The organism is Pseudobacillus sp. 179-B 2D1 NHS, assembly GCF_045370945.1.
Classification (GTDB): Bacteria; Bacillota; Bacilli; order Bacillales; family Domibacillaceae; genus Pseudobacillus.
Genome location: NZ_JBIQDP010000015.1, coordinates 26,562 through 42,036, shown reverse-complemented (window position 1 = coordinate 42,036; position 15,475 = coordinate 26,562). Strand labels below are relative to the sequence as shown.

At 42.8% G+C, this 15,475-nt stretch carries 14 protein-coding genes, 1 pseudogene and 2 riboswitches; of the genes and pseudogenes, 12 read left to right on the top strand and 3 right to left on the bottom strand.

From position 1 onward, the window contains the following. Positions 1 to 24 precede the first annotated feature (24 nt). From ACH0BF_RS15240 to ACH0BF_RS15220, 5 genes are all read left to right on the top strand, one after another. Positions 25 to 984 carry an aminoimidazole riboside kinase gene (locus ACH0BF_RS15240; protein WP_406909610.1) on the top strand — a complete coding sequence of 320 codons (960 nt, stop codon included), beginning with the start codon at positions 25 to 27 and terminating at the stop codon, positions 982 to 984. Beyond that, positions 984 to 2,423: a glycoside hydrolase family 32 protein gene (locus ACH0BF_RS15235; RefSeq protein WP_406909609.1), complete on the top strand. Its 1,440-nt coding sequence runs from the start codon at positions 984 to 986 to the stop codon at positions 2,421 to 2,423. The genes ACH0BF_RS15240 and ACH0BF_RS15235 overlap by 1 nt, the downstream gene beginning before the upstream one ends. Positions 2,424 to 2,460: 37 nt before the next feature. Further along, positions 2,461 to 2,961: a PTS sugar transporter subunit IIA gene (locus ACH0BF_RS15230; protein ID WP_406909607.1), complete on the top strand. Its 501-nt coding sequence runs from the start codon at positions 2,461 to 2,463 to the stop codon at positions 2,959 to 2,961. 265 nt (positions 2,962 to 3,226) lie between these two features. Continuing rightward, the gene (locus ACH0BF_RS15225; RefSeq protein ID WP_406909606.1) at positions 3,227 to 4,081 is read left to right on the top strand and encodes an STAS domain-containing protein; all 855 of its coding nucleotides are present in this window, start codon (positions 3,227 to 3,229) and stop codon (positions 4,079 to 4,081) included. 75 nt (positions 4,082 to 4,156) lie between these two features. Beyond that, the gene (locus tag ACH0BF_RS15220; RefSeq protein WP_406909605.1) at positions 4,157 to 5,725 is read left to right on the top strand and encodes an NAD(P)H-hydrate dehydratase; all 1,569 of its coding nucleotides are present in this window, start codon (positions 4,157 to 4,159) and stop codon (positions 5,723 to 5,725) included. 41 nt (positions 5,726 to 5,766) lie between these two features. Here the strand turns inward: ACH0BF_RS15220 and ACH0BF_RS15215 are convergent, their stop codons facing one another. Next, on the bottom strand, positions 5,767 to 6,948 hold the full coding sequence (locus tag ACH0BF_RS15215; RefSeq protein ID WP_406909656.1) for a YeeE/YedE family protein: 1,182 nt from the start codon (positions 6,946 to 6,948) through the stop codon (positions 5,767 to 5,769). A 244-nt stretch (positions 6,949 to 7,192) separates the two neighbouring features. Here ACH0BF_RS15215 and ACH0BF_RS15210 point away from each other — a divergent pair, with 244 nt between their 5' ends. Further along, positions 7,193 to 7,525, top strand: a complete 333-nt coding sequence (locus tag ACH0BF_RS15210; RefSeq protein WP_406909604.1) for a hypothetical protein — start codon at positions 7,193 to 7,195, stop codon at positions 7,523 to 7,525. Positions 7,526 to 7,627: 102 nt separating this feature from the next. Here the strand turns inward: ACH0BF_RS15210 and ACH0BF_RS15205 are convergent, their stop codons facing one another. Beyond that, positions 7,628 to 8,128, bottom strand: a complete 501-nt coding sequence (locus ACH0BF_RS15205) for a phosphatase PAP2 family protein (RefSeq protein ID WP_406909603.1) — start codon at positions 8,126 to 8,128, stop codon at positions 7,628 to 7,630. Between the two features lie 228 nt (positions 8,129 to 8,356). Between ACH0BF_RS15205 and ACH0BF_RS15200 the strand changes: the two genes are divergently transcribed. Next, complete coding sequence (locus tag ACH0BF_RS15200; protein WP_406909602.1) at positions 8,357 to 9,064, top strand: MOSC domain-containing protein; 708 nt, start codon at positions 8,357 to 8,359, stop codon at positions 9,062 to 9,064. A 76-nt stretch (positions 9,065 to 9,140) separates the two neighbouring features. On the opposite strand, the pseudogene ACH0BF_RS15195 reads toward ACH0BF_RS15200, so the two are convergent. Further along, positions 9,141 to 11,185, bottom strand: a pseudogene (locus ACH0BF_RS15195) (molybdopterin oxidoreductase family protein). A gap of 276 nt (positions 11,186 to 11,461) precedes the next feature. After that, a riboswitch (SAM riboswitch) is annotated at positions 11,462 to 11,565 on the top strand. A gap of 105 nt (positions 11,566 to 11,670) precedes the next feature. Here ACH0BF_RS15195 and ACH0BF_RS15190 point away from each other — a divergent pair. The 5 genes from ACH0BF_RS15190 to ACH0BF_RS15170 all read left to right on the top strand — a co-directional run bounded on the left by ACH0BF_RS15190 (position 11,671) and on the right by ACH0BF_RS15170 (position 15,469). After that, positions 11,671 to 12,336 carry a 2-hydroxy-3-keto-5-methylthiopentenyl-1-phosphate phosphatase gene (locus ACH0BF_RS15190; RefSeq protein WP_120036240.1) on the top strand — a complete coding sequence of 222 codons (666 nt, stop codon included), beginning with the start codon at positions 11,671 to 11,673 and terminating at the stop codon, positions 12,334 to 12,336. Positions 12,337 to 12,403: 67 nt separating this feature from the next. Then, entirely contained in the window at positions 12,404 to 12,916 is a 513-nt protein-coding gene (locus ACH0BF_RS15185; RefSeq protein ID WP_406909601.1) for a 1,2-dihydroxy-3-keto-5-methylthiopentene dioxygenase, read from the top strand. A gap of 44 nt (positions 12,917 to 12,960) precedes the next feature. Further along, on the top strand, positions 12,961 to 14,154 hold the full coding sequence (locus ACH0BF_RS15180) for a 2,3-diketo-5-methylthiopentyl-1-phosphate enolase (protein ID WP_406909600.1): 1,194 nt from the start codon (positions 12,961 to 12,963) through the stop codon (positions 14,152 to 14,154). A gap of 106 nt (positions 14,155 to 14,260) precedes the next feature. Continuing rightward, a riboswitch (SAM riboswitch) is annotated at positions 14,261 to 14,363 on the top strand. Between the two features lie 64 nt (positions 14,364 to 14,427). Next, positions 14,428 to 15,060: a methylthioribulose 1-phosphate dehydratase gene (locus ACH0BF_RS15175; protein WP_406909598.1), complete on the top strand. Its 633-nt coding sequence runs from the start codon at positions 14,428 to 14,430 to the stop codon at positions 15,058 to 15,060. Positions 15,061 to 15,085: 25 nt separating this feature from the next. Then, positions 15,086 to 15,469 (top strand): VOC family protein, encoded by a 384-nt coding sequence (locus ACH0BF_RS15170; protein ID WP_406909597.1) that lies wholly within the window; start codon positions 15,086 to 15,088, stop codon positions 15,467 to 15,469. The last annotated feature ends 6 nt before the right edge of the window (positions 15,470 to 15,475 follow it).

Below are 15,475 nucleotides of genomic sequence, written 5' to 3'. Positions count from 1 at the left end.
TTTGATTGAAAAGGAGAATATCCTGTGAAAAAAGGACTGCTCACGCTTGGCGAAGCTTTGGTCGATTTTATCCCGATGGACTCTGAGAACATGGCATATATAAAAAGCCCTGGCGGCGCTCCAGCCAATGTAGCGGTTGGAGCTGCTCGTCTAGGGATGAGAGCAACCTTTATCGGAAAAGTAGGCAAGGACGTGTTAGGCGTTTTTTTGAAGGAAACGCTCAAAAAATATGGAGTAGATATTTCCGCTGTCATCCTGACAGAACGCTATCGTACAGGACTTGTATTTGTCATGTTAGATGAAATAGGAGAGCGCAGTTTTAGTTTTTATATAAAAGAAAGCGCTGATTTTTTTCTGGAAAAACCGGAAATAAAAGAAACATGGTTTATTGATAAAAAAATTTTCCATTTCGGAACGATCTCACTTTTAAAAGAGCCAGCGAGCACGGCTACACTGCAGGCGCTTTCCTATGCAAAGAAGCACGGATTGATTGTTTCATTCGATCCAAATGTCCGCTTGGCTTTATGGGAGAATGAGGAGCGGCTTAGACATATGATTTTTAAGATGATGGCAGAAGCAAACGTGTTAAAGCTGTCTGAGGAAGAGCTATTGTTTTTAACAGGGGACATAGATATAAACACGGTTAAAAGCTGGATCAAAGAATATGATCTTTCACTTGTTTGTTTAACGAAGGGGGCACAAGGGAGTATTGTATTCACAAAAAATGGATGGGCTGAAATAGGGGCGCTGCCGGTGAATGTCGTTGATACAACGGGCGCTGGGGATGCCTTCGTCTCCGGTTTGCTTTACGGTCTTAACGAACGGACGGAGGGAATCCATTCGATTTCATTGGAGGAGGCAGCAGATCTCGCCCGTTTCGCTTCTGTATCCGGAGGGCTCGCCGCTTCACAAAAAGGTGCGATGACTGCGCTGCCTACACTGAAAGAAGTTCGAAAAACTTTAACAAAAAATAGGAGTTTATAATGAATCAACAAGAGTTACTTGGTCGTTTATCTGAGAAGATAAAAGAAAACGAGAAGCAGAGAAAAAATGATCCCTATCGTCTTCAATTTCATCTTATGCCGCCGATCGGGTTGCTAAATGATCCGAATGGGCTCATTCAGTATAAAGATAAATATCATGTTTTCTATCAATGGAATCCATTTGAAACATCACATGGACCAAAGTTTTGGGGGCATTATACCTCTGATGATTTAGTTCATTGGGAGGATCATCCTCCAGCACTGATACCGACAGAATGGTATGAGCGAAACGGTTGTTATTCTGGAAGTGCCATTGAAGTCGGGGGGAAGTTACTCTTATTTTACACTGGGAATGTAAAAGATGAAGCAAAGCGAGAAACATACCAATGCGTAGCTGTCTCCGATAACGGAATGGATTTTGCAAAGGAAGGACCGGTTATTTTTCTTCCTGATGGCTTTACTCCCCACTTTCGTGACCCGAAGGTGTGGAGAAGAAATGATAGCTGGTACATGGTGGTTGGCGCACAAACCTGTGAGAAGGAAGGAGCAGTAGTGCTTTTTTCATCGATAGATTTGCAGCATTGGGAGTATAGAGGACCAATTGCGGGAAGCTATATGAATGGTTTGAATGCTTTCGGGTATATGTGGGAGTGTCCGGATTTTTTTCAAATAGGTTCGAAAGATATTTTACTAGTCTCACCTCAAGGGCTGGAGCCGAGTGGGTACCACTATCAAAATTTGTTTCAGTCTGGTTATTTCATTGGGGAATGGAAGGTGGGTACCACAGAGTTTAATCATGGAGATTTTTTGGAGCTAGATCGCGGATTTGATTTTTATGCACCGCAGACGTTTGAGGATGAAAAGAGAAGAAGGATTATGTTTGGATGGATGGGAATAACCGATGAAAATGAATCTTTCCAGCCCACAATTGAACAGGGATGGATCCACGCCTTAACAATCCCGCGCCAATTAATCTTAGAAGGAGAAAAGCTTTATCAAAAACCAGTTGAAGAACTGGTAAAGTTACGTAGAAAAAAAGATTTTCACGGTACGGTTTCTTTAAGAGATGGCGTAAACACATACGAGGAGATTCACGGGGAGGTTAGCGAAGTCAAAGTAAGATTTGACTATGTCCATGCGGAAAAGGTAGAGATAGTTATTCGCAACAACGTCCATCTTTATTTTTATCCCGGTCAGGGCATCTTTACGTTGGAAAGGGAAGTGTTCAAAGGGGGAGCGTTCGAGAGTCGGTCCTGTGAACTCTTGCAATTAAAAGACATGCATATTTTTTTAGATAGAAGCTCTATTGAAGTTTTTATTAACGGAGGAGAGGAAGTGTTTACAGCTAGATTTTTTGCCAATCCTGACAATCAATCCATTGTGTTTAAAGCAAGTGGACAGGTAGAGATGTTTGTTGAGAAATGGGAGCTAGGAGAATGAGTCATCCAGCACTGTATAGGTAAAAGGAGGAACAAAAGTGTTCAAGAAAATGTTTGGCAAGAAGCAGGAACCACCAAAGACTGTTACTATACTTGCGCCAGTAAATGGCCGGCTGCTTTCTCTAAAGGAAGTACCCGATCCTGTTTTTTCGCGAAAAATGATGGGGGACGGCATGGCTATTGAACCTTCTGAAGGGAAAATTGTCTCACCTGTCAAAGGAGAGGTTGTTTTAGTGTTCCCTACGAAGCATGCTATTGGCATTAAAGCAGAGAACGGCGCAGAGCTCCTCGTTCACATTGGGTTGGAAACTGTTTCAATGAACGGTGAAGGCTTTACAACCTATGTATCACAAGGAGACAAAGTTGAACCTGGAGATACATTAGTCACATTTGATTTGCCGCTCGTTAAGGAAAAAGCAAAAAGCATTGTCACGCCGATCGTTGTAACGAATGCAGATGATATGGAAGCGATTGAGAAAGGAAATTTCGATGAAGTCACTAATAGTCAAAGCGAGATCATGACAGTGACTTGCTCTTAAGGAATAAATCCACCGGTTCAGACTGCTGACAAACAGCTCGTCTCCTTCATTGTCAGTTACTGTCATTGATCGAGGGAAGATATATCCATTAGGCCCTGCCTATATTCTAAACAACTGCTGAAAGAAGGTAGTTGTTTTTTTAATTACAAAGTAGCGGAAATCCTGATAATGGGGTCATTCTCTAAAAAAGTGATATGATTTATAAGAGCAAACACACGTGGAAAATGTATACAGACTAAATCTTAGCCATAGAGGTGGAAGGACAATGAGCAAGATAGATTCTCGGCTTTACGACTATTTGGTTGATCACTCGAACGATATTACAGATAAGTGGCTAGCTGCAAGAGAAGAAAAGAAAGGCTCAGTTTATTCGGCTGATGTTGGTGAGTCGATAGAAGAATTACTGCGAAAACAAAATCGGTTAACTAATTTAACGGTAGCTAGCACTCTTCTTGAAGAAAAAGAGACATTTAAGAAGCAAAAAGATCAATGGGCCCGGGAAGTAGCAGAAAGCAGAGTGGACAGCAATACGCCGATTCATGAAGTGCAGGCTGCGCTTCGTTCAGCAAGAACCGTGTATTGGCATTTTGTGAAGAAGTTTATAGAGTTAAATGAGAACGAAGTGACTCATGAGGATATTGTAAGGTGGGGAACGGTTCTGCATGCGGCGTTTGATGATCTGAATATTAAATTCTCTGAAATGTATTTTAGATTGATGATGAGAAGACTCTCGGCTCAGCAGAGTTTAATTGAAGAATTGGGCTCCCCTGTTATTCCGATTGCGGCTTCTAAAGGAATACTGCCGTTAGTTGGTGATATCGATACGGTGCGTGCCAAGAGCATTTTAGAACAAATACCTGAAAAGTGTGTAGAAGCAAAAATTTCTCATTTATTCATTGACTTATCGGGCGTATCGATTATTGACACGATGGTTGCCCATCAGATTTTTCAAATCATTCAGGTTCTAAGCTTATTGGGCATTAAGTCAACCATGACAGGAATCCGGCCAGAAATTGCTCAAACGGCCGTACAGCTGGGTATCGATTTTTCTGGAGTAGACTCATTTAGCTCCTTGCAGCAAGCATTAGGAAAGCACTCATCCGAAAAGTTAGGTGAGTGATCAGCTGATGGCAGAAAGAGCTAAGTAACGAGTCGGAAGCAAGAATGAATAATCACGAACTCAGGAGGGCTGTGCATGTTTATCGCTGGACAAAAGGATATGCAGCAGATGGATGAGTATACAATAGGAAAGATTGGGCTTCCCGGTGTTGTCTTGATGGAAAACGCGGGAGCGACGATAGCTGAAGAGGTTCTTTCAGCTTCTTGCTCCGAGCATTCGAAAGTAATTGTGCTCGCCGGAGGAGGAAACAATGGCGGAGATGGTTTTGTCGTTGCCCGCAAGCTATTTGATCAAGGGCTGAAGCCGCTTCTTTGCCTGTTGGTCAACCCTGAACGTGTAAAAGGTGATGCCAAAATCCATCTGGAAGCCTATGTTAACCGGGGGCTGCCCATTTTTTATCTTCATGAGCAAGGGTTGGACAGGCTTCAAAATCATTTAAACGAGGCTGATATTATTGTAGATGCGATGTTAGGAACGGGGATAAATGGCCCGGTCAGAGAGCCTTTTCTTCAAGTGATTTCCATGGTCAACGAGCATGCTGGAAAGCGCTGCATTATCTCTATTGATCTCCCATCAGGCTTAAATAGTGATAACGGAAAAGTAGAGGGAGCAGCCGTGCAAGCTTCCAAGACGATCAGCTTTGTATTCCCGAAAAAAGGATTCTTTTTGAATGATGGTCCGGACTACATTGGAGAATGGAAGGCAGTAGATATTTCTGTTCCACCTTCAGCGGCAACCATTCTAGGCCTCTCGATGCCACGGTTAATTACCGAATCGCTCGTCAGGGCCAGCCTGCCGAGACGGCCGGCAACTGGCCATAAGGGAACGTTCGGTCATGTTCTTGTAGCAGGGGGCTCCCGCCAGTACATAGGGGCACCTGTTTTTTCAGCTATAGCATCGCTGCGCAGCGGGGCCGGGTTAACCACGATGGCTGTACCCGAAAACATTTATCCAATGGTTGCGGCCAAGCATCCAGAACTATTATTTTTGCCGTTGCCAGAAAAGAATGGTCATTTTTCAATAGAAGCGATTAGTGAAATGGCCCCACGCCTTCATGAATTTGACAGTATAGCCGTTGGCCCTGGAATGAGCCGGTTTTCTGACGGTGAAAAATGGATTCGGGAATTAATAAAGTCCCTGCATTCCCAGCCCATTGTTGTGGATGCAGATGCTTTATATTTAATTCGGAATGAATGGGATATTGTACGTGAGTATGAGGGCCATGTCATTTTTACACCTCATCCAGGAGAAATGGCTAGAATATTAAATACAACAGTTAAAGAGATTGAGGCTGACCGCCTTGGGATAGCCCGTGCTTTTGCTGAAGAGCACCAGCTTTATTTATTGCTGAAAGGACACCGCTCCGTTATTGCTACACCGAACGGGGAAGTATATATCAATCCAATTGGCAACAGTGCACTTGGAAAGGGCGGGAGCGGTGATGTGCTGACCGGAATGATTGCCTCCTTTCTTGCCCAAGGAGCCCAGCCTTTAGAGGCACTCATTTCGGCCAGTTATTTGCATGCAAGATCAGGGGAGAAAAAAGCTAAAGCTCTATCTCATTATGGAGTGATGCCTTTCGATATGATCGATGGGGTGTGTGAGCAGCTTAGGGAAATAGAGCAACGAGAATCGCAATCATAAAAAAGGAGTACTAAAGTGAGAAACTTTAGTACTCCTTTTTATTAACAAAATGTATCTGTTGATTTTGGGTTCTTTAATCCAAAAAGCGGCCGGATAAATAAGGCTGCATACGTACCCAGCATAGCCATAACCATCCACACCCAGCCATGAAGGCTAAAGGAGGCAATTCCGCCGAAATAAGCTCCGATATTACATCCGAAGGCGAGACGGGAGCCATAACCCATTAACAGTCCGCCTACGATGGCAGCCGCAGCGACTTTCGGCTGAATTTTTTTCGGCTTGAACGTTCCCTGGAAAGCGGCTGAAATAAAAGCGCCTAAAATAATCCCGAAGTTCATCACGCTTGTAGAATCGGCTAGAACGGTTTGTTTAAGTGCCTCACCATTAGGGCCTGAGAAAAAGCCCCAGCTTGATACATCCACTCCCATAGCCATAAGCGCCTTGCCACCCCAAAGAGCGAAAGCAGAAGTAATGCCCCATGGAGTTCCTCTAACAGTCAAGGTTAGTGCATTTAGCAAAGCCAATACAACGGCGGCTGTGATCAATGGCCAAGAGCCACGAAACACTTTTTTCCATCCGGTAGTAGTTGGCAGTGGCTTCATCATTGGTGGGTTTTTCTTCTTGGCGATTTGCACGGTGATCCAATAGATCGCTGCAAAAAGAATTAATTGAATGACCAAAGCTCCAAAGTAACCCAGTCCAGTTGATTCAGCTAAGGAAATAGGCGGCAGTGACGGCGTGTCCTCCATCCAAAAAGTAAAATGGTAAGCGCCTAGAACAGAGCCTGCAATAAAAGCAAGAAGTGTTAACAACATTGAAGAGGCTCCGCCACCTACTTGATACAATGTTCCAGAGGCACAGCCGTTTCCGAGCTGCATGCCAATTCCGAAAATAAATGAACCGAAGATTAAGCTTGTACCAACCGGCGACACATAGCCCGCAGGTGTGACACCGGTAAAGCTAAAACCTGTTCCTAGTATAATGGCGAACAGGGCGGAAGCAATCGCCAGCATAATCATATGCGCCTGCAGTCCTTGAACATTTCCAACCGACATTAACCGGCGGAAAGCAGAAGTAAAACCGAAGCGGGCATATAACAGGGTAACCCCTAAGGCAATGCCGATGATAAATAAGGTTCCCTGTGTCCAGTTTGTCATACTTACAATAGAAGCCAAAAGAATGATTGCTATAAGAATACCGACTAATGCCAACGGCTTTTGCATCGGATTTAGCCGGGTAACGACCGTCGTTGATTGATGATCCCAATTTGGCGGCGGTGTAGGTAAAGTTGTTTGTGTCAATTATTCCACCTCTTATCCTATTTAAATAGTTGGGATTAACGTTAATTATAATAACTCTTTTTTGACGAAATGTAAATAGAGTGTGAGATTCCTTTTCGTTACTCAGTTGGAAGCTACTTGAATGATCTATAAAAGCTTAATTAGCTATAGGCAGGAATGGTAATCAGTGATTATAGCCGAATCATTAAAAAATGGTGATGCAGAAGTAGAACAAGGAAGCGGGCAAATACAGACATCCGGCGAGATGATCGATAAAGTTAATTCAGCTGTAACGGAGATGGTTAACAGTATTAAAACCGTTTCGAGCAATTTATCCGATAGTACAGTAAGCGCCTGGAGCATGACTGATTGTGTAGAAGAAATAGCATTGGTTGCGGAAGAAGCGGCGGCAGGGGGAAAGGAGACAGCCGATTCAACCCAACAGTCGAGCGCCACGATGGAAGAGGTGGCGGCAGGATCAAGACAGCTGGCAATATTAGCTGAGGTAATGAACGGATGAGTTGGGAAGTTTAAAGTTTAAACGAAATAAATGCAGGCGGGCAGCTGAAAAGCTGCCCGTGTCGAATGTTAAGAATTGTATATCACAAAAATTAATCATTTTTTAAACGTCTTCTTTTGGCTTGATTGCATAAATGGCCATGAAACATAGGATACCGATGAACCATCCGGCGGTCACATCAGATGGGTAATGATGTCCTACATATACACGAGAAATAGAGACTAGAAAAGCAAGGATTGCGGCAGGCCAACGCCATTTTGGAAAAACAGCCCACACAAATGCAGCAAATAGACCGCAAATAACCCCCTGGTCACTTGGAAAAGACGGAGAAGGAGATTTCAGGAAGAGTAAGTGTACATCTTCCGTCAAAAACGGTCTTTCACGATTGATAATATATTTTAAAATGCGGCTAATTATTAAGGCGGCAGCAAGAGAGAGAAGCGCATAAATCACTTGTATTTTCCGTCCTTTTTTGAAAATAGAAAGAAGAATAAGAAATATAAAAGCATAGATGCGCCATTTAGATAGCCCTATCATTATCTTATCTAAGAGCATATTGTGTCTTGCTAAGCCATTAATATAATAAAAAAGGCTTCGGTCCATCTTTTTCTCCTTTATATAAAGTCTTTTATTCAGCTTCTTCTTGATTGTTAGTCGTTTTAAAAAAGCTGCTAGGTAATGTGATTGGCAATTGTCTTCCAAAATTTCGCGAACCCTTGTATATTCATAGTGTATAAGAGAAAAGAGGATGAATAAAGAGAGAATGCAAAGAAAGGCTTTCTAAAAATGAGTAATTACTGCTGTTTCTTAAAGGCTAAAGGAGGAGAGGAAATGGAGCCCTTTTTAAAGAAGGTCTTTGTTGGCTTGCCGAAAACAATCGGAGAAAAAGAGGCCGAGAACCCAATGGAACGAGAGTGGAGAAGCGGAATTTTTAAAGAGCCTGTGCAAGGTCCCATTTGGCTTGGAAAAACAAAATTAACGGGAGATGGACAAGCCGATTTAAAAAATCACGGCGGCCTTGAAAAAGCTATATTTGCTTATCCTGTTGAACATTATTCTTATTGGGAGAAGGAGCTTGGAACACATCGGCTAGTTCCGGGCGGCATGGGCGAAAATTTCTTAATGGAACATCGAACAGAAGAGGGAATTGCAATTGGGGATACGTTCCAAATTGGGGAGGCCGTTGTGCAAGTATCACAGCCAAGGCAGCCCTGCTGGAAGCCGGCACGCCGCTTTGGAATGAAGAATTTGGCATTATTGCTGCAAAATACCGGAAAGACCGGCTGGTATTTTCGTGTGCTAAAGGAAGGCTATGTAGAAAAAGGCCACAGCTTTACTTTATTGGAGCGTCCACTTCCGCAATGGACCGTTGCAAGGTGCAATGAAATAATGCATGTAGAGAAGCAAAATATAGAAGGAGCAAGTGAGTTGGCACAATGTGGCTTGCTTGCGCCCAACTGGAGGAAAACATTAAATAAGCGTGTGGAAAAAGGAGAATTTTCCGATATACGAAAGAGAGTTTTTGGACCGAATGAATAATGAAGATCACCGGCAAAGCCGGTGATCCAAGGCTGTTGAGAAACTCCCGCTGTCTTTATTGCTCATAATAATCAGTTCACTTTACGTTTGTTGCTTCCACATTCACTCGGCCTGAGAAGAAGACAGCTCCGCCGCCCATATCCGCTATCCGGTCCGGTGTCAAAGAATTGACAAGGTGTTTCTTTCCAGAAATGTCTGACCAGAGCCCTTGGCTTACCACAACACCCGGCAATACTTGGTTGCCTATAGACGCCGTTAACTCACATTCTCCTCGATTATTCCATATGCGAACTATCATGCCATCTTTAATTTCTAATCGGTCGGCATCGTGCTGGTTCATAAATAACTTAGGTGTTTTTTCGAGTTTTATATGCTTCTCATTATTAGAAAAAGTAGAATTTAAAAAGTTATGATTCGGTCCAGGCACAAAGAGAAAAGGAAAATCTGGCTCCTGTACTAACGGTGTGTATGTAGGAAGAGCCGGGTGGCCATCTGCCTCCATCTTTTCAGAATACAATTCGATTTTACCACTAGGTGTGCCTAAGTTGTTTAACGGTTTACTTATATTTCTTGCCTTCACAAAGCGCCGGTTCTTAAGCTCGTCATAGGTAATAGCAGGGAAGTAAGGATTATCTACATTACTTATCGCTTGTTCAATTAACTGTTCATCGGTGTCTTTAAAGGCCTGCTCATCAAATCCCATTGCCTCTGCCAATAAACGGAAAACCTCAGGATTCGATTTACTTTCTCCATAAGGAGGGATGACCGGTTCCTGTAAATGAAGATAGTTGTGCCAATAAGATGTATACAAATCTGTGGTTTCAAAAGAGGATGTCGCTGGCAACACAATGTCAGCAAACATGGCTGTCTCTGTTAAAAATAGATCATGCACAACAGTGAACAGGTCGTCCCGTGCTAATCCGGCCCGAACTTTATTGCCCTCTGGTGCTACAACGGCTGGATTGGAATTATAGACAAATAACGAACGAATCGGCCTCTCCAGCTCGAGCAGGGCGTTTCCCAGAAGGTTCATGTTGATGACCCGCGCTGGTTGTTTTAAAAGGTCCGGGCGTTGCAGTGCTCTCGTATTATAAGCTAGGTAACCAGAATTTGATTTAAGGGCACCGCCACCTTTTACTCGCCACTGTCCTGTTAAAGCAGGCAGGCAGGCGATCGTACGGACGATCATTCCACCATTATCATGGTGCTGCAAGCCGTTGCCAATACGGATCATGGAAGGAGAAGCAGTGCCATACATGCGAGCCAGTTTATATATATCATCAACAGGAACGCCTGTGATGTCGGAGACAGTCTGTGGCTCGTAGAGTTCTACATGCTTCTCGAGTTCCGCATATCCAACGGTATATTCTTGTAGGAATGAGCGGTCAACTAAATTTTCCTTATAAAGGATATGCATAATGCCGAGTGCAAGAGCGCCGTCTGTGCCGGGAAGGATGGGGATGAACCAGTCAGCCATCCTTCCTGTCTGGTTTTTGTGAACATCAATGACAACAATTTTTGCTCCATTTTTACGTGCTTTTTGTGCAATCGCCATTTGATGCATGTTTGTGCTGACGGCATTGATGCCCCAGATAACAAATAATTTGGTTTCTTCCATTTCCGCAGGGTCCGTTCCGTAGCTTCCGCCCATTGTATAGCTGTATCCCACAGAGCCGGCAATAGAGCAGATCGTCCGGTCAAGCTGACTTGAACCAAGGTGATAAAAGAAGCGTCGGTCCATGCCTTCTGCACTCAACTTTCCCATATTTCCATAAAAGCTGTACGGAAGAATCGACTCAGGGCCTTCCGCGGTAATAAGTTTCTTCCATTGGGAGGCAATCGTTTCAATCGCTTCCTGCCAGCTGATAGGAACAAACTTGCCTTCTCCTTTTTTTCAGTGCGCTTTAACGGTGTTTTTATTCTCTTGTGATCGTAGAGGCGTTCGCCCATATTCCTTACTTTATTGCAAATATTCCCCTTCGTTATTGGATGTTGAGGATCACCTGCAATTTTTACGATCTTCCCATCTTTTTTATGTATAAGCAGCCCGCATTGGTCCGGACAGTCAAGCGAACAAACTGAAGGGACCACACCATTTTCTATGTCGATATATGATTGCATATTCAGTATCCCCCATCATAAAGATTACTTTTCCGATTATAACACAGTAATGGAACATTTAGAATGTTATGAAAATTTGATTGCTTTCTTTTGATTTATTTCCTATTCTCTATTTGAAACAAGCTATATTTGATGGCATCGTTCGCTTTCTTTTCCGTAAAGGCTTCTATCAGCATAAAAGATTGAATAGTCTACTTATTAAAAAAACATTGACACGTCTTGGAGAACGTGGCATAATCCTAGTGAAGTTATAGGAATATAAAAATACGAAATAAACTCTTATCAAGAGCAGGCGGAGGGATGAGCCCTATGAAGCCCGGCAACCGGCTTATTTTAAGTACGGTGCTAATTCTTACAGCATAAACGCTGGAAGATAAGAAGTTGTGTTTATTAAAACCTCTTCTTATTGAAGAGGTTTTTTGTTTGTTACAAAAACATAAATATAAATTTTAGTTGTACAGTAAAAGGAAAGAAGTGGTGGCACCTTGAGAAAACCCGTCATATTTTGTGACTTTGATGGTACAGTGACTAAAAAAGATAACATCATTAGCATTATGAAGCAATTTGCTCCGCCTGAGTGGGAGAAATGGAAAGATGGGGTGCTTTCCCAATCTGTCAGCATTCAGGAAGGCGTCGGAAACATGTTTGCGCTTCTCCCATCTTCCCTTCGAAAAGACATTGTTGAGTATGTTGTAAATACGGCGCAGATTAGAGAAGGGTTCGGCGAGTTTGTGCAATATACGAAAAGCCAGGGGATTCCCCTTTATATTGTCAGCGGGGGCATTGATTTTTTTGTAAAACCGATGCTTGAGCCGTTCGATTCTATTGCTGGACTATATTGTAATGAAGCAGATTTCAGCGGGGAGAATATTCATATTCGCTGGCCGCACGGTTGTGATCAAGAATGCCCGAATCAAAATTGTGGTTGCTGCAAACCAGCCATCATTCGCCATACTGCAAATTCGAATATGTACAGCGTTGTGATTGGTGATTCAGTGACAGACTTACAAGCAGCAAAAATTGCCGATTCTGTTATTGCTAGAGATTACTTATTGGAAAAGTGCAAAGAACTTTCTATTCCTTTTCAGTCATTTGAAACATTTTATGATTGCATTGAAATTTTAGAGAAACTAAAAGTAAACATAAAGTAAGCAGCTGTGCTTTTGACAGACTAATAGATAAATTTGGAATATTTATAAAAAATAAGGAGGGATAGTCATGACAACTATCAAAATTCAGGGAACAAATGAAGTGATTGAACAACAAGAAGAGGTAGTCTCCTTTTTGCAGCAGCAGGACGTTATTTATGAGCATTGGGACATTTCAAAACTTCCTGCACATTTACAAGAAAAATATATTCTAAGCGATGAAGAGAAACAGGAGATTTTAGATGCTTTTGATACGGAAATTAAAGACATCTCCAAAAGACGAGGGTACCAAGCGTGGGATGTGATCTCATTAGCGGACCATACTCCAAATTTAGAGGAGCTATTGAAAAACTTCCAGCGTGAACACCATCATACAGATGATGAAGTCCGGTTTATTGCAAGCGGACACGGTGTTTTCGTTATCCAAGGAAAGGATGGCCGGTTCTTTGAAGTGCATCTGAATCCAGGAGATCTTATTTCAGTCCCTGAAAGTGTCCGTCATTACTTTACCTTATCTGACGACCGTAAAGTAGTTGCCGTCCGCATTTTCGTAACAGAAGAGGGCTGGGTGCCAGTCTACTAAAACCTAATGAACAAAGCCACAGAATGACAGAGGAGGACAATTGCATGGGTGTAACAGCTACTTATCTGTTCCCGTCACATTCTGATCAGGAAAAAAAAGCAGAACAATATGCTTTAGGTCTCACGGTCGGTTCTTGGACAGATATTCCACATCTTGAGCGGCAGCAATTACAAAAAAATAAAGGAGAAGTTGTATCAGTAGAAAAAGGAGAGGAAAAGGATACAGTAAAGATTCATTATCCATCCGCCAATTTTTCCGCTGATCTTCCCGCTATTTTAACTACTGTATATGGGAAGCTTTCTTTCTTTGAAGGCCATGAGTTAATTGACCTAACATTTGATGATGAACTGCTCTCTCAATTCCCCGGTCCGCGGTTTGGAGTGAAAGGTGTGAGAGAGCAGTTAAATATACACGATCGCCCGTTATTAATGGCGATTTTTAAGGGAGTCATCGGAAGGGATCTGTCCTTTTTCTCTTCTCAATTGGAGGACCTGCTTGCAGGAGGCATTGACCTGATTAAGGACGATGAGATTCTTTTTGACAATGAACTTACACCCTTTGAAAAGAGAATAACAACAGCCAAAGAAATTATTGGCCGTCATTACGAGAATACAGGTCAACGTGCTTTATATGCGGTGAATTTATCAGGGAGGTCAAATAGACTTCATGAAAAAGCAGAGCGGGCACAGGAGTTGGGAGCGAATGCACTGTTGTTTAACGTTCACGCTTATGGATTAGATACGCTACAAACTTTGCGTGAAAACAACAACATTCGTTTGCCAATTATGGCTCACTCGGCTTTATCGGGTGTGTTGGCCGGACAGCCTGGTGGCTACTCCTATGCCTTGCTGGTAGGGAAATTGACGCGTATGACAGGCGGGGATTTCTCTTTATTTCCAAGCCCGTATGGCAATGTAGCGATCCCGTCAGCTGACGCCTTGGCGATTGGCAAGGCGCTTACGGAAGGAAGCCACTTTGAACAAACATTTTCTGTGCCTTCAGCCGGCATTCATCCAGGAATGGTGCCGCAGCTGTTAGGGGATTTCGGTAAAGAAAGTTTAATTATTAATGCAGGGGGAGGCGTATTCGGCCATCCAGATGGCCCAATAAATGGTGCACAAGCATTTCGGGCTGCAATTGATGCAAGTGTAAACGATATCTCATTGTTCGAAGCTGCTGAAACATCAGCGCCTCTAAAACGTGCTATTGAAGAATGGGGAGTTATAGCTAATTCCTAGGTTGCCTTTCCAGTTTTGGAGATACTTTATAAAAAGATCTTGACAGTTTTTGATGAACGTGACATAATCCTAGTAAATTTATGCGAATAATTAATTTAATAATTCTATCTTATCAAGAGCAGGCGGAGGGATGAGCCCTATGAAGCCCGGCAACCGACTTATTTAAGCACGGTGCTAATTCTCACAGCAGCAATGCTGAAAGATAAGAAGTTGTTTTTTTGAAAACCTCTTCTTATCGAAGAGGTTTTTTTGCAGAGAGGAAGTTGATGGAGATTGAGTATATTTATCACTCGTGCTCATGAATTGGCAGATATTAAAGATGAACTAGCGGCACGCGATTGGTTTATGGGGACCAGCGGAAATCTAGCAATAAAAGTTCAAGATGAGCCGCTGCAATTTCTTGTAACAGCCAGTGGAAAAGATAAACGAAAAAGAACAGCTGAAGATTTTTTAATCGTTGATAAAGAAGGAAATCCGATTGGTGAAACGAATGTCAAACCATCGGCTGAGACCCTGCTTCATTGTGAAATTTATGGAAGATCAAATGCCGGATGCAGCCTTCATGTTCATACGGTAGCTAACAATGTGATTTCTGAAATTTATGGTGATGAAGGAAAAGTCGTCTTCAAAGGACAGGAACTGATCAAAGCATTTGGCCGCTGGGAGGAAGACGCGGAGTGGGAAATTCCTATTATTTATAACTATGCTCATATCCCGACGCTGGCAGCTGCCATGATTCCATTCATAAAGGAAGACAAGGGAGCGGTGCTTATCCGGAACCATGGGATTACTGTCTGGGGAAGAGATGGGTTTGAAGCAAAGAAAGTGCTTGAAGCATGCGAATTTCTATTTCAGTATCAGCTCACCCTTCTTCAAGCAAAGGCAAATCTACAGGCGGTCAAATAACCGTAAAGAAAGGTGGGGAAAGAAGTTGATTAAGAGAATTGAGCATGCAGGAATCATGGTGAAGAATTTGGAAAAATCAATCTCATTTTATACAGATATAATCGGCTTTCAACTTTTGGGGCGTCTTGACCATCCAAACGGCCGAATAAAAATTGCCTTTATTGGAATAGAAGGTACGGATGGCACGCAAATTGAGCTGTTGGAAGGTTATAATGATTCGCTGCCGGCCGAAGGAAAAGTTCATCATCTTGCTTTGAAGGTGGATGGGATTGAAGAAGAGATTGCAAGATTGAAGGAAGCGGGTGTCCGTTTCATTGATGAGGAAATTACAACGCTGCCGAATGGCTCCCGCTATATGTTCTTTGAAGGGCCGGATGGCGAGTGGCTTGAATTATTCGAAACTAATTAATTTACA

Bases quoted from the DNA above. Each gene is read 5' to 3' on its own strand.
- ACH0BF_RS15235 (WP_406909609.1), top strand. From the start codon at position 984: ATGAATCAACAAGAGTTACTTGGTCGTTTATCTGAGAAGATAAAAGAA.
- ACH0BF_RS15225 (WP_406909606.1), top strand. From the start codon at position 3,227: ATGAGCAAGATAGATTCTCGGCTTTACGACTATTTGGTTGATCACTCG.
- ACH0BF_RS15220 (WP_406909605.1), top strand. From the start codon at position 4,157: ATGTTTATCGCTGGACAAAAGGATATGCAGCAGATGGATGAGTATACA.
- ACH0BF_RS15215 (WP_406909656.1), bottom strand. From the start codon at position 6,948: ATGCAAAAGCCGTTGGCATTAGTCGGTATTCTTATAGCAATCATTCTT.
- ACH0BF_RS15205 (WP_406909603.1), bottom strand. From the start codon at position 8,128: ATGGACCGAAGCCTTTTTTATTATATTAATGGCTTAGCAAGACACAAT.
- ACH0BF_RS15200 (WP_406909602.1), top strand. From the start codon at position 8,357: ATGGAGCCCTTTTTAAAGAAGGTCTTTGTTGGCTTGCCGAAAACAATC.
- ACH0BF_RS15185 (WP_406909601.1), top strand. From the start codon at position 12,404: ATGACAACTATCAAAATTCAGGGAACAAATGAAGTGATTGAACAACAA.
- ACH0BF_RS15180 (WP_406909600.1), top strand. From the start codon at position 12,961: ATGGGTGTAACAGCTACTTATCTGTTCCCGTCACATTCTGATCAGGAA.